Source organism: Streptomyces sp. NBC_00569 (genome assembly GCF_036345255.1).
In the GTDB taxonomy this organism is placed as follows: Bacteria; Actinomycetota; Actinomycetes; order Streptomycetales; family Streptomycetaceae; genus Streptomyces.
Window position 1 is genome coordinate 168,144 of sequence record NZ_CP107783.1, and the last position, 12,656, is coordinate 180,799.

At 67.1% G+C, this 12,656-nt stretch carries 12 protein-coding genes and 1 pseudogene; 6 read left to right on the plus strand and 7 right to left on the minus strand.

The window, feature by feature from the left end:
• Positions 1-34: 34 nt before the first annotated feature.
• From OHO83_RS00800 to OHO83_RS00810, 4 genes and pseudogenes are all read right to left on the minus strand, one after another.
• Entirely contained in the window at positions 35-271 is a 237-nt protein-coding gene (locus OHO83_RS00800) for a hypothetical protein (protein ID WP_330278430.1), read from the minus strand.
• An 855-nt stretch (positions 272-1,126) separates the two neighbouring features.
• On the minus strand, positions 1,127-2,686 hold the full coding sequence (locus tag OHO83_RS00805; RefSeq protein WP_330278431.1) for a PP2C family protein-serine/threonine phosphatase: 1,560 nt from the start codon (positions 2,684-2,686) through the stop codon (positions 1,127-1,129).
• Positions 2,687-2,771: 85 nt separating this feature from the next.
• Positions 2,772-3,092 (minus strand): annotated as a pseudogene (locus tag OHO83_RS46835) (PAS domain-containing protein); the annotation flags it as partial.
• A gap of 225 nt (positions 3,093-3,317) precedes the next feature.
• Positions 3,318-5,666, minus strand: coding sequence for a SpoIIE family protein phosphatase (locus OHO83_RS00810; RefSeq protein ID WP_330278432.1), 2,349 nt, complete (start codon positions 5,664-5,666; stop codon positions 3,318-3,320).
• A gap of 421 nt (positions 5,667-6,087) precedes the next feature.
• On the opposite strand from OHO83_RS00810, the gene OHO83_RS00815 reads away from it, so the two are divergent.
• Positions 6,088-6,513, plus strand: a complete 426-nt coding sequence (locus OHO83_RS00815) for a VOC family protein (protein ID WP_323187106.1) — start codon at positions 6,088-6,090, stop codon at positions 6,511-6,513.
• Positions 6,514-6,772: 259 nt separating this feature from the next.
• On the opposite strand, the gene OHO83_RS00820 is transcribed toward OHO83_RS00815, so the two are convergent.
• Positions 6,773-7,864: a PP2C family protein-serine/threonine phosphatase gene (locus tag OHO83_RS00820; protein WP_266679963.1), complete on the minus strand. Its 1,092-nt coding sequence runs from the start codon at positions 7,862-7,864 to the stop codon at positions 6,773-6,775.
• A gap of 477 nt (positions 7,865-8,341) precedes the next feature.
• Positions 8,342-8,497 (minus strand): hypothetical protein, encoded by a 156-nt coding sequence (locus OHO83_RS00825; RefSeq protein ID WP_330278433.1) that lies wholly within the window; start codon positions 8,495-8,497, stop codon positions 8,342-8,344.
• A 254-nt stretch (positions 8,498-8,751) separates the two neighbouring features.
• Here OHO83_RS00825 and OHO83_RS00830 point away from each other — a divergent pair, with 254 nt between their 5' ends.
• A complete protein-coding gene (locus tag OHO83_RS00830; protein WP_266679959.1) occupies positions 8,752-9,111 on the plus strand; it encodes a hypothetical protein in 360 nt (119 codons plus the stop codon).
• 380 nt (positions 9,112-9,491) lie between these two features.
• Complete coding sequence (locus tag OHO83_RS00835; protein ID WP_266679957.1) at positions 9,492-9,665, plus strand: hypothetical protein; 174 nt, start codon at positions 9,492-9,494, stop codon at positions 9,663-9,665.
• Positions 9,666-9,774: 109 nt separating this feature from the next.
• On the opposite strand, the gene OHO83_RS00840 is transcribed toward OHO83_RS00835, so the two are convergent.
• On the minus strand, positions 9,775-10,044 hold the full coding sequence (locus OHO83_RS00840; protein ID WP_330278434.1) for a zinc ribbon domain-containing protein: 270 nt from the start codon (positions 10,042-10,044) through the stop codon (positions 9,775-9,777).
• 469 nt (positions 10,045-10,513) lie between these two features.
• Between OHO83_RS00840 and OHO83_RS00845 the strand changes: the two genes are divergently transcribed.
• The 3 genes from OHO83_RS00845 to OHO83_RS00855 all read left to right on the plus strand — a co-directional run bounded on the left by OHO83_RS00845 (position 10,514) and on the right by OHO83_RS00855 (position 12,152).
• The gene (locus OHO83_RS00845) at positions 10,514-10,954 is read left to right on the plus strand and encodes a VOC family protein (protein WP_330278435.1); all 441 of its coding nucleotides are present in this window, start codon (positions 10,514-10,516) and stop codon (positions 10,952-10,954) included.
• Between the two features lie 247 nt (positions 10,955-11,201).
• Positions 11,202-11,501: a hypothetical protein gene (locus tag OHO83_RS00850; protein ID WP_330278436.1), complete on the plus strand. Its 300-nt coding sequence runs from the start codon at positions 11,202-11,204 to the stop codon at positions 11,499-11,501.
• Positions 11,502-11,690: 189 nt separating this feature from the next.
• Entirely contained in the window at positions 11,691-12,152 is a 462-nt protein-coding gene (locus OHO83_RS00855; protein ID WP_266679951.1) for a pyridoxamine 5'-phosphate oxidase family protein, read from the plus strand.
• The last annotated feature ends 504 nt before the right edge of the window (positions 12,153-12,656 follow it).

Genomic DNA, 12,656 nt, shown 5'->3' on the forward strand with positions numbered 1-12,656 from the left:
ATGTATCGGCGCCGGCCCAGTTCCCGATCACCGGTTACCCGCCCTTGCGGCGGATCCAGGCCTCGTCGTCGAGCAGGAGACAGGTGTTCTCCCTCAACTGGATCATCGGCTTGCGGACTTGCTGGCATTCCTTCAGTTCGCGCACGCTGGGCCGGATGCGTATGCAGCCCCGGTTCTCGTTGGCGGCGACCTCGTCGATGGCGACCTGGAAGGCGAGGTTGTCGGCCAGGGCGACCTCGTCGGACACATTCGTGCGCGAGGCAGCGCCCATCTCGTGCTCCTGGGGCATCGACTGCGGAGCCGGCGGGCGGGCAAGGGCGCGCGGCCCGGGTGCCCGCCCGCCGGAGCTCAGGCTCAGTCGGCCGAGGGCTAGGACTTCTTGCGTTTCGCTTCGGCCTCTGCCTTCCTCAGGGCCTCGCACCATTGGCAGCGCTTGGGGTCGTGCCCTTCTCCCTCTGGGCTGTCGAGCCAGTAGGCCCCGCTGAGTTCAGCCCGCACACCACTGACGTATTCATCGTGCTCACGGCGTTTGCTCATGCTTAACCCAACGGTCTTCACGGTGACCGATATGAGCTTATTCAGATGATGACTACCAGGTTGTGACGCTCAAGTGGCATTCATGCTCCTTCGTTACATCACGTCGACCACCCGTGTCACCAGGCCAGAGCTGCGGCCGTCCCTGATAACGGGTCGAACGACGCTGCACCTGGGAGACGCCCCGAGGGCGGGGAGGGCGTCGAGGCCAGCTCCGGGGCCGATGCCGAGGGCATGGCCCTCACTGTGAGTCCTCCCTGAAGGCGGTCGGTGAGGGCTCGAAGGCTGATGCGCGGCAGAGTCTTAGGCGTTTGCGGTTGTCGCAGCCGTGCAGGGTCATACGACTGGAAGGAGAGACGGCTGCGATGAGCGTACGTACGGTGATCTCGGGTGCCGCGCTGACCGGCCGGCCTCGCAGTGCGATATCGGCATAGCCTGCAATGTTGAGCGCCGTCGCACCGGCAACCCTCGCAACAGCTCCGCGAAGAAGCGACCGTATGACCCTGGCGATGGGCGATCTTCCTGCCAGGCAAATGAAGCCCGAGTCAACCACCTCTGGTTCCGGCCGCAGGCAGCGGCCATCATCAATCCGTCATATGCGCCTGATGACCAGCACGGCTACGTCGTCGAGGTGGTCCACCTCGACCGCGGCTTCGAGAATTCGGTCGGCGATCGCCTCGGCGTTCAGTCCGTCGTGGAGAGCTTGGCCGGCCAGTGTGCCGGCCCGCTTCAGTCCGGTTTCCAGCGTTAGAGTCGGCCCTTCGACCACGCCGTCGGTGACCATGACCAGCGCGGCGCCCTCTTCCAGCGTGAAGGTCTCCTCTAGGTAGTCGGTGCCTGTCAGGACTCCAAGCACCGGACCGCCCGGCAGTTCACGGATGGCACTGCTGCCGTCCTCGCGTGCGCACAGCAACGGCACATGGCCTGCGCTGGCGCCGGTGACCTGTCCGTCGCGGGGATTGATGTAGAGCATGGTGCAGCTGGCGAATCGTGCCGCGTTCATCGTTATGAGCAGTTCGTTGGTGCGCGTCAGCACGGTTGCAGGTTCCGGTTCGTGTGGGGCGATCGCGCGGATGGATGTGCGTACCTGCCCCATGTAGGCGGCCGCGTCCACGTCGTGCCCTTGGCTGTCACCGATCTCCAGGGCCACTGTTCCGTTGGGCATCACAAAGGCGTCGTACCAGTCCCCGCCGATGTCGAGCCCGTCTCGGCTGGGCTGGTAGCGGGCGGCGACCTCCAGGCCCGGGAGATGGTCGGGCAGCGTGGGGAGCATGTGCTGCTGGAGCGCCGTGGCCAGCTCGACGCGTGCCTGTTGCAATCGGATGCGCTTGAGTGCCTGGCCTGCCAGGTCGGCCAGAGTGCTCATGAGGGCGCGCTCGTCCGGGGGCGAGTGGTGCTCGCTGTCGTAGGTCACCGCCCAGCCCCCGAGCGGCTGGTCGCCGACCGGACTGAGGGGGATGATCGATATGGCGATGAAGGAGCCAAGGTACGGAGTACTGACTGCCTGCGGCCAACGGCGTATGAGTTCCTCGTGGTTGGCGATGAATTCCGGCGTGCCGGTTCGGATCGCACAGGGCAGCGGTTGCGGATCGTCCAGAGACACGCCAGCCATGGAGTCGCTCTGCCGCGGGTCGACCCCGGCATCGGAGGAGGCGCGTAGCAGCCCCGTCTCATCGTCGAGGAGTGTAAGCACGGCGCCCGTGCCGCCGAAGGTCGCGGCGACCCGTGTCAGGACGACCTGCTGCAGTTCCTGCTCGCTGGCGGCGGTGATCAGCGCGGCGGAGAAGTCAGCGATCTCGTCGGCCCGCTGCCGCTCGGCAGCCAGCGTGGCCAGCGCTTTCTGTCGGTGCGCCTCGAGCTGGGTGTCGTCGCGGATCACTCCGAAGACCTGCTCGGGGCCTCCATAGCCGAGCTGTATCCGGCGAGTTTGGCAGGCGATATGGTGCCACTCCTCGTTCTCGGTACGGAACCGCAGGCTGATCCAGGGCGACTGGGCTACGGTCGAACGTACGAGCTGTCTCAGGGCCTTCCGGTCGTCCGGGTGAACCCGCCGGACCACCCTGGGCAAGGACACCGAGGCATGCGGAAACAGCAGGGCCAGGGCGGGAGCGCCACCCAGCCAATCCAGCTGATGCTTCCAGGGTGCGTACATCCACAGGCCGAGGTCCGCGGCCTGTGGCAGCCAGCCGGAACGGGATCAGCAGACCGCCCGGGTCGTTTCGCGCGTCCACCGAGTGCACCCACACAAGCCTCTCGCGACTTGCGGGATCCTGCACTGGCCGGGCCTCGATGAGGCTGATCACGGATGCCTCGCCCGGTCCGGAGAACTCCAGCACACGCATGGCGACCGTCTTCGTTGTGGCCCCGTGTATCAGCAGACTCTCGGCTGCGGCACGCTGCGTTTCGGGCAGCAAGCTGATGAAGTCATGCCCTACGCATTGCTTCGCCGGCCTGCCCAGCGTCGCGGCCATCGGGGCGTTGAGAGACCGGACGGCGCCGTCCAGCGTCAGTAGAGCCGACGGAGTGGCCCATCGAAGGAATTCGTCCCAGGTGTCCATAGGTCGCTCCCTGACAATCCTAGGGCGATGACCTAAACGATCCCTATCTATCGTATTCCGGTCTATTCCGTGCGGCGCCCCGGGAAGGGAAGGCGCTCCAGGCCTTCCCCGACTGCCGCAGCAAGGCTGGTCAGGGTTGGATGGGGCGACCCCGCCGAGTCTGCGTGCCTCTGGCGGTGCATTTCGCGATCCGGGACGCCGCACGACGGGCCCCGCCTGCGTCGCTCACGTAGGACGCCCGGCATCGATTTGGCGCTCCGTTGACACCCCTGTCGGCTGCTCTGCCCAGACCGTCTTTCCATGCGCCTGGTAGCGGGTGCCCCACTGGTCCGCGAGGCTCGCGATGATGAACAGTCCTCGACCTGTCTCGTCGATGGTGCGGGCATGTTTCACCTGTGGAGCACTGGTTGCAGCGTCGCTGACCTCACAGGTCAGCATCCGCTCGAAGATCAGGCGTAGTTGCAGGGGCGGGGCGCCGTAGCGGACCGCGTTGCCGACGAGCTCGCTGACGATGAGTTCGGTGGTGAACGCCGTCTCCTCGTCCACCCGCCACACCTCCAGTTGGTGGCGGGCCGCTGCACGGGCGATCGGTGCGGCCTCGGGTCCCTCAGGCAGCGAGAGGGTCAGTACCCGATCTTGGGGTAGCGCCTTGGTGCGGGCGAGCACCATCAGTGTCTCGCCCGTCCGGTGGCTGTCTGCGAGGGCATGCGCAATGTCGTCGCACAGGTTCTGCAGGGGCGCTGCGCCGGCGCCGTCCAGCAGTGGGCGCAGTGGAGCGGATGGCGCCAGGACCTCGTCCGCAAGCGCGGCCGTGCCCATCACCAGAGTGCTTCCTTCGCAGAGGTCGACGGTCGTCGAGGGGAATGGGGTGTTGCCTGTTTCTGCGAGTGGGGGGCCCGGGGGGACGCGCAAGTCGGCCGAGCTGTCGTCGGGAAAGACCGCGACCGGCTCCGGGAGGCCGGCGCGGGCGATGGTGCAGGTGAGTTCGACCGGGTCGTAGATCGCGATGGCGCAGCCGGCAGTGAGCGGCTCACGGCTCAGGGGGTCCATGAGAGGCAGAGTTGCGCGCGCGGACACGAGACTGGCTGCAGTGTCGCTGAGGCGGGCCAGTAGCTCGTCGGGCTGCAGGTCCAGGGCGGCGAGTGTGTGGACGGCCGTCCGCAGGAGTCCCATCGTGATGGCTGCTGCGATACCTTGCCCCGCCACGTCGCCGACGATCAGCGCGGTGCGTGCGCCGGGCAGTGCGATGGCGTCGTACCACGCGCCGCCGCCTTCGGGAGCGGGAAGGTGGAGTTGGGAGATCTCCACGGTGGCGTGTGCGGCCGGTGGTTGGGGAAGAAGTCTGCGCTGGACGGTTCGCGCGATGATCCACTCGCGCATGAACTGGCGGGCGTTGTCGATGCAGAGCGCAGCGTGGGCACACACGGCGGTCGCCACCGCTACGTCCCCCTCTTCAAAAGGGTCTTCTTGCTGGTGGCGGTAGAAGCTGATCACGCCGAGCGCATGGCCGCGCAACGCCAGCGGAGCCACGATCAGGGAGTGCGAACCGGATTTCCTGATGACTTCGGCTCGGGCCGGGTCGGCGGCAAGCCACGAGCTGTGCTCCTCGATCGATACGAGGCGTGGCCGCAGGTCGGACAGGACGTCTGAGAAGGGGGTGCCGACCGGCAGGGGGGTGAAGACTCCGACCGGCAGGGGGCGAAAGACTCCGTCCGGGTGATCCGCGATTCGGCCTTCGAAGGCTGCTCGGCGCAGTGGAATGTCCCGGGGGACGGGTACCAAGGGAGGGTCCTCTCCGCCGACGACGTCTTCGATCACCTCGATGTCGGCGATGCCGGCGAAGGCGGGCACCACGGCCTCCACCAGCTCCCGGCAGACGTCCATCACGTTCAGCCGGTGGCCCACCCGGGCGCGAACCGTGTCCAAGAAGGCCAGTCGGTTCTGTGCCTTCTCCCGCTCGGTGACGTCGACGGCGGACGCCACCAGTCCGACCGCATCGCCGTTGGGGTCCTCCAGGCGGAAGTAGGAGACGGAGTGAATACGGCGCGCGGGCCGGGGTGACGTGATGCGCCGGACGAGCCGGTTCACCACCGGCACTCCGCTGTCCAGGACCCTTTGCGCCACGGCGGATTCTTCTTCAGGGTTTGCGAGTTCATACGCCTCGGTGAACTGCTTGCCCACCAGACGTTCCACCTCCGCGTCCCGCGGCCCACCGGTGGTGGTGCTCATGCGGACCACGCGCAGTTGATCGTCCAAGACGTGCAGTCCCACTGGGGAGTGGGTGAACACGGCCTTCAGGATCGCCACGTCCTGCCCCGACATGGTGTCCCCCGCCGAGAGCACCTGCCACACCACGGATGTACCTCGCAGTACAGGCTTGACCAGTACCGCGGCCGCATCCGTGAACTTGCCCCTCCGCCCTTCACCGTCAGTGGCGGCCTCACGCATGAGCGTGGATACAGGCTGGCCGACGGCCTCCTCGGCAGACCACCCGAAGAGTTCCTCAGCCGAACGTCCCCATTCGACCACCCGGCCACTCTCATCGACGAGGGCGAGCACGTCACCGCTGGGCATTCGAACACACCTCCGCCCTCCACCCCTGCCCACCCGTGCTGACGACAGGCCCGCTCACCCCACAGTTACATCGATCGGTGCAGTCCGCTTCTCAGCAGGGGTAGCCAAGGTCCGGGCCACACCTCGGGTCGCGCCCCGCCCATGATTCGGCGAAGGCCGGCCGACCGCTCGATGTCCAGCCTGGGTCTTGCCCCTCCAACTTTCACGCCGGGGCCGATGAGCTCGTCGCGCACGACTTTGTCCAGTAAGCGACAATCAGGTCCTGTCTGGTCCATGGATGACCCAGGGTCGTTGATCGGATTCCCGCCGCTGGAGGCCTGTCACGGGTGATAACCGGCATCCGTCACGGGAGGTCGATGTGAGTACGCCACAAGCACATCAGGACGGTGCAGGGGACGCCGTAAAAGATCCGACCATCAATATGAGCCTCGAGGTCATCGTCATCCCGGTGGCTGAAGTCGACCGTGCCCTGCGCTTCTACAGGAGCCTGGGATGGCGGATCGACGCGGACTACGAAGCCGGCCCGGAGTTCCGGATCGTACAGGTGACGCCACCGGGGTCCGTGGGCTCGGTCATCTTCGGCCGCGGGGTCACCCCCGTGACGCCGGGCTCCGCCCAGGGTCTTTACCTCGTGGTCTCCGACATCGACCGCGCCCGCGCCGACCTGGTGGACAGGGGCGTCGACGTGAGCGAGGTCTTCCACAATGTCTACGACAACGGCGTCCAGGAGTCGGTGAACGGCCCCGATCCAGAGCGTCGCAGTTACGCCTCGTACGCCTCGTTCTGCGACCCGGACGGCAATGGGTGGCTACTACAAGAGGTTCGGGTGCGACTGCCCGGACGATGACGCATGACGGAGGCTTCGCCATGAAGGGTGCTGAATGGCACGGCCGCCACGTGACGTCGAACGCGCCGAAGCGAGCTGGCCGCCGCGCGAAGCCCGCGCGGCGGTTGTCGAGAGGACGGACCAGTGGTTTCCGGGGAGGTTGCCGTGCCTCCTGGCGCTGTCCTGGTTGAGGCCGATGACCTCCACGGTCCTGCCGCGTCCGGCGCTCGGTGCACCAGCCGTCCCGTCGTCATCGGGGAGCGGCACCAGGGCGGCGCCGTCATGCCTCGCACTGGCGTACGGCGAGGGCGGCGACGTCGTCGTCAAGGCGTCCTCTGCTGTAGCGCAGGAGATCGCGGTGAAGAGCCGCGAGCAGTTCGCGGGGCGGTGTCGGGGGCTGCCCGCGCATCCAAGCTGCCAGGGGGAAGAACTCGCCGTCGCGGGCGCGGGCCTCGGCTATCCCGTCGGTATACAGAAGCAGCAGGTCGCCGGGGGCGAAGTCGAAGGTGTCGACGTTGTAGTGATCGCCGATCAGCTCCGCGAGGTTGAGCAGTGGCGAAGGCGTGGCTGACTCGAGGAAACGGAGTTTCCCCCGGCTCAGGAGCAGCGGCGGGGGGTGTCCGCAGTTGACGATGCCGATACGTCTGTCATCGTGCGGGATCTCGACGAGAAGGGCGGTGGCGAAGCGCTCCATCGCCCCCTCTGGCGGAAAGACGGCGTTGTAACGAATACAGCTGGCGTCCAGCCTGCGGGCGACGTCGACCATGTCTTGCTCGCTGTAGGCCGCCTCCCGGAAAGCGTTGACGATCGCCGCGGCCGCCCCCACTGCCGGCAGACCCTTGCCCCGCACGTCACCGATGAGCAGCCTGACCCCGTAAGGCGTGTCGACCACCTCGTAGAAGTCCCCGCCGATGCGGGCCTCCGCCGCGGCCGCGAGGTACAGCGACTCGATCTCGACGCTGCCGCAGCGGCGTGGCATCGGGCTCAGCACCACCTGCTGCGCCGCATCGGCGACGAGCCGTACCTGGAAGAGGGTGCGCTCCCGCTGGAGGCGGACATGGCTTCCGTACGCGGCGGCCACGGTGACCGCGATGATCCCCGCGGCCGTCCACCACGTTCCCAGATCGGGAAAGACGAGGCCGAGGCCGATCATCAGAAACAGGCAGACCGTCCCGAGCAGGACGGTAGGCAGGACCGGCCACATGGCGGCGGCCAGGGCCGGCGCCGCGGGAAGGAGGCGGCTGAAGGCCAATTCCGGCGGAGTGGTGTAGGCCAGGCCGGCGATGACGATGGTCAGGATGACCGGCGACAGCCGTACAAGTCTTCCCGAGCCGGGGCGCCTACGCAGCCGCGGCCGTCCAGACTCGATCACGTTTCCCACAATATCTACGTAATGGGGGCATGGCGCTCTGGCGGACCAAGTCGGGTGCGCGCCCCTCTCGCTCTACGGGCGATGAGCCCCCGAGGGCCGCGCCGCTCGACGCTGTACTGCGCGACGACCGCGCGGTGCTGCCCGTCGCCGCCTACTCCCCCAGGTACAGCCGCGCCCTTTCCACTGCTGTCCGTAGCTGCGGTAGTCCCTCCTGGAACTCGTGCTTCGCGGGCAGGTCGAAGGTCGGGAACCGGGTCGCGCTGGAACGCAGCGCCCAGACCTCGCTCTGACGGTGTCCTGTCCTGTCGGCAAGCCCAGAGGTGACCGAGCGGGACTCCTGCTGGTCTCGCGGCGGCGAGCCCACCTGGGCTGGATCGGCTGACCGGGATCCGAAAAGGCCGACTGGCCGGGGTCCTCGGGCCCCGGCCAGTCATGGCCTCACTTGGAGTCGCTGCGCCGGTCGATGCGCACAGCGGCCTACCGCGCTGTGTCGGGAGCCGGGGTCGTCGTGAACGGCAGCACCAGTCGGGAGGGATGTGCGGCGTCACGGAAGATCTTGTGGGTGACGGCGGGGCCCACCGGCAGGTGGAAGGCGTCCGGCGGCAGCAGCGCGTGGTGCGCGTCGGTCGTCATTGCTGTTCTCCCTGGCTGGGAAAGGCGGGCGCCCCGGAACCTGGGCCACGAAGACGGCGCTGCAGGCGGCGGCGAGTGTTTTCGCATAGCCCGGTGCCCGGGCGGCCTGCGCGGTCGAGTCCGACGGTCCGGCCGTCCTGTCCGGTACAGCACCAGGACCCGATCCGGGTAGCGATCCCCTTCCTGCTCCTACAGGGACCTGCCTTCCTGTTCATCCCCGTCGTCTCACGGCTCCTGCACCGTGTCGCCGCGTCATGGCTTCTGACCTCGGGATTCGTCCTCATTGGTCGTTCTCGGCCGACCTGTCCACCGCAGATCTGCCGCCCGGCCAGGCGGCAGCGGCTCACCAGATCGCCGAGGCCGGAGGCCCCATCGCCGTGAACAGCCTGCCGCTCGGCACCCCCGGATCCGCGGCGCACGATCTCGCCCTGCACGCCCTGGGCAGCGGCTTCAACACCGCCTTCCTGATGTGCGGGACAGCGGCGGTCATCGCCGCAGCACTCGCCGCCTTCGGCATGATCGGGGTTCACACCCGTCGTTCCGATGAGAACGAGGAGCCCACCCCCCTGGCGTACGGACGCGACGGCGAACCAAAAACCGTCTTCACCCCGTAGGACACCCATCGCGCAAGGCTTCGGACAGAACCGTTCACTCGGAGGGCACCAGCCATGACAGCTGGGGCCCTCCGCCTTACGCCGCCAGCAGATCCCGCAAGTTCGTACGACGGATTCCATCAGTAGCCGACCGATCAGGCTTGCAGCGGGGAAGCGCGCGGCGTGCCCAACTGCGTGACAACCGCGACGCACAGCAGCGAACCATGGACGTCCGGGACCATTGGCGCAGGCGGCGAGCGCCTCCCCCAAGGAGAGCGGGCGTCCCCAGCAGCTTCGGGACGAAGCGGTCGCTCCGTAGGGCCCGGCGCATGGGAAACCACGTGCTCAGGGTTTCACCCGTGCATCTAGGGCACTCGGCCAGTGAGCGCGGAGGTACTGAGATGAGTGCCGCAGAGAAAGCCAAGGCAAAGGCCGAACAGGTTGTCGGAAAGACCGTACGAAAGGCGGCCCAGGCGGTGCACAAGGACACCCTCGCAGCAAAGGGTGCCGCCCTCGAGGCACGGGGCCACATGCGGGACAAGAAGGAGAGTGCTAAGGACACCTTCAAACGCTGACAACGCCAAGGCTCTGAGCCACCGTGGCCACGTGGCGCAGGACCGTTGATAACGGCATTGCTTGTACTCCCTCCTGCAGGCGGGAGATTGCGCCGTCGTTGCTGCGCCGCTACGCGGCGCAGCATTCAGGCGGGAATCCGTGACTTCCTGTTTCATCGCGCTGTACCAGATCGGGTACTGGTCTTATCGGCGCTCCGCAGGCTGACGCCGCCGGTCCAGCGGCCACTCTCATGTTCTTCGCAGCGTTGTGGTCCCCGTCATGCCGGATGCCGCAGGCGGGGCAGGCCCATTCCCGCACGTCAAGAGGCTTGGGTCCGACCAGGTGCCCGCAGGCGGAGCACACCTGGGTGACTGGCGCCAATCGGCCGACCTTGATCAAGGTGCGCCCGTGCCGCTGCGCTTTGTAGCCGAGCAGGGCCAGGCCGCAAACTGGGACCAGCCCGCATCGTGCACGCTCCCGGCCAGCCCGCTACGTGCAAGTCCGGACGCCGCGAGGCCTCCCCGCGAACCCTTGATCCTCAGGGATCAACTCCGTGGACGCTGCGATCGAGGCGGGCGACGGCGTCGAGCGCCGCCCGAAAGCGAGCCCCTCGACGGTAGCGTGACCACGGTACGCACCCGCGACGTGGGACTTCCGGTGTGGGCCGGGACATCTGCCCAGGCCACATACGTCGACGTCGAGTGGTCTGAGGACGAAGACGACTCGTGGGGCTGCTGCAGCAGGGCTGAGGCGCGAGCCAGATTTTTCGGAGTCCGGCGGTCTGCGGATGTCGAGAACGTGCCACCGGCTCCGTCCCAGGGACATCAGCGGTCACCACCGGCCGCACGAGGAAGAAGGAGAAGACAGCATGGCGATTCAGCGGATGGACAACGTCGGCATCGTCGTCGAGGACATGGATGCCGCCATCGCGTTCTTCGAGGAACTCGGTATGGAGCTGGAGGGCAAGGCGCAGGTCGAGGGACCCTTCGCCGACCAGTGCACCGGACTCGACGGCGTCCGCTGTGACATCGCGATGGTCCGGACCCCAGACGGTCACAGCCGGCTCGAGCTGGCGAAGTACCGCAGCCCCGCGGCAATCAACGCCGGGCCGCGCAACCGCCCGCACAACATTCTGGGCACGCACCGCGTCATGTTCGCCGTCGACGACCTCGCGGACACCGTCGCCCGCCTGCGCCCTCACGGCGCCGAACTCGTCGGCGAGATCGCCCGGTTCGAGGACAGTTATCTGCTCTGCTACCTCCGCGGCCCGGAGGGCATCATCGTCGGACTGGCGGAGCAACTGAGCTGAGGGGCATCCAGTCGGCCCGTACTCATCTGCCGTACTTGACGTCCTCCTGCCCTGAGGGACGGGGATTCCCCTATGCGAACGTCGCCAGCGTGGTGAGATTTTCGAGGGTCATCACCAGGTGCCCCCAACAAGCATGGCCTGAGTCGCCGCACACACTGGCCTCGGCCGAATCGGCCACCTGAGCAGCCACGATTCCCTCTGCAGCCGGGGCACTAGAGTGCCCTTCGCGATCGAGGAAGGGATTGACATGGCAGAGAAGCGCTGGCAGCACAGGCAGGAAGAGCGCCTCGTAGGGACGTTGACCCTCGCAGAGATCGACATGTTCTGGTCGGACTGCCACTTCGAGCCCGCTGCCGCTTGGGACGACCCCCGCCTTCTCTTCGCCGCCGCGCGGGATGCAAGGGTTCGCAGTGACGAAGAGGCTGCCCTGGCAGCCGATGAGTCGATGCATGCTGAGGGGCTCATCCTCGTCCCCGACGGAGGCGGCGACCCCATCACAGATTTTCCGATCCGGATCGACGGAGAGGCGGCCCGCTTCCGGCACTGACCGCTCCCGGCTGGCACAACCAGCCGGACGAGTCATAGTGCAGAGAAGGTCGAGCTGGTCGGTTCCGTTGTCGAGCCTGAGCACGGCGAATTGGTCTCCCCGAGCCAAATGCTGAGGCGTTCATCGGTCGCTGGAAGTAGGTCCTGCGCCTCACGCGCAGCTCGCGCCTGCTGGCTAGGGTCGGTCGTCATGGAGACCACAGGAATCGTTCGTCGCCAGACGGCGGAACGTATGCGCGACGCTCTGGAGCGGCTCGCCACCGAGCGAGATGTATGGGTGTCGACGGCTCACCCTGATCACGGGCCGCACCAGGTGCCGCTGTGGTTCTTGTGGGATGGGCGAGCGGTGTGGATGTGCACCAGCACCGCTTCCGTGTCTGCGCGAAACGTCCGCGAGGAGCCGCGCGTGCGCCTGTCGCTACCGGACACCTTTGACGTGGTGCTCCTCCAGGGTGAGGCGGAGTGCTACCCGGATCAGGAGGTCCCCGGAGGCGCAGCGGAGGCGTTCGCCGACAAGTTCGGGTGGGATCCACGCGTTGAGGAGGGTTCCTTTCTGTATGTATGCGTGGTCCCGAAGACTGTGCGGGCTTGGCGCGGCGAGCCGGAACTGCGCGGGAGGGTCATCATGCGTGACGGGATGTGGCTGGCGTAGCGGCCGTCCCTCGCCGACGCGCCTCTCTCGGATCACGCTCCACAGCTGTCGTACTCATCAGGGCTGTCCCGCCATCGTCTTTGAGTCGGCGGGGGGGAGAGTGGCTGTGGTGTGAACTTCCCTTTCGAGCGGCGAGGTTGAGGTGATGAAGCCAGGAGATGCCGGGCACGGCCGATGGACTCCGTCTCCCTTGGGACGGCAGTCCCCGAGGATCATCCCGGTCTTCATGCGGGCGAAGGTGCTCGGTAGCGAGCTTCATACAGGAGTGGGTCCAGAACAACCGTCTTGGCGGTCCGAGCACGTTCGGCCGTCTTGCGATCGGGACGATGGACATGGGCATGAACGTCCAATACCTGTACGTCCAGATGCAAGTGACCGGCGACATCGCCCACTATCGCCCCGGATGTGACCATCCCTCAGAAGTGCTCGGCCATGGCCTCTGCGCGGCGGGGCGGCTGCCTCCCAGCCGCGCAGAGCCTCGCAACAATCAAAGCACTGGCTGAC

Excerpts from the sequence above, each read along its gene's own strand:
- OHO83_RS00800 (WP_330278430.1), bottom strand. The coding sequence starts at position 271 with ATGGGCGCTGCCTCGCGCACGAATGTGTCCGACGAGGTCGCCCTGGCC.
- OHO83_RS00805 (WP_330278431.1), bottom strand. The coding sequence starts at position 2,686 with ATGTACGCACCCTGGAAGCATCAGCTGGATTGGCTGGGTGGCGCTCCC.
- OHO83_RS00810 (WP_330278432.1), bottom strand. The coding sequence starts at position 5,666 with ATGCCCAGCGGTGACGTGCTCGCCCTCGTCGATGAGAGTGGCCGGGTG.
- OHO83_RS00815 (WP_323187106.1), top strand. The coding sequence starts at position 6,088 with ATGAGCCTCGAGGTCATCGTCATCCCGGTGGCTGAAGTCGACCGTGCC.
- OHO83_RS00825 (WP_330278433.1), bottom strand. The coding sequence starts at position 8,497 with ATGACGACCGACGCGCACCACGCGCTGCTGCCGCCGGACGCCTTCCAC.
- OHO83_RS00830 (WP_266679959.1), top strand. The coding sequence starts at position 8,752 with ATGGCTTCTGACCTCGGGATTCGTCCTCATTGGTCGTTCTCGGCCGAC.
- OHO83_RS00835 (WP_266679957.1), top strand. The coding sequence starts at position 9,492 with ATGAGTGCCGCAGAGAAAGCCAAGGCAAAGGCCGAACAGGTTGTCGGA.
- OHO83_RS00845 (WP_330278435.1), top strand. The coding sequence starts at position 10,514 with ATGGCGATTCAGCGGATGGACAACGTCGGCATCGTCGTCGAGGACATG.
- OHO83_RS00850 (WP_330278436.1), top strand. The coding sequence starts at position 11,202 with ATGGCAGAGAAGCGCTGGCAGCACAGGCAGGAAGAGCGCCTCGTAGGG.
- OHO83_RS00855 (WP_266679951.1), top strand. The coding sequence starts at position 11,691 with ATGGAGACCACAGGAATCGTTCGTCGCCAGACGGCGGAACGTATGCGC.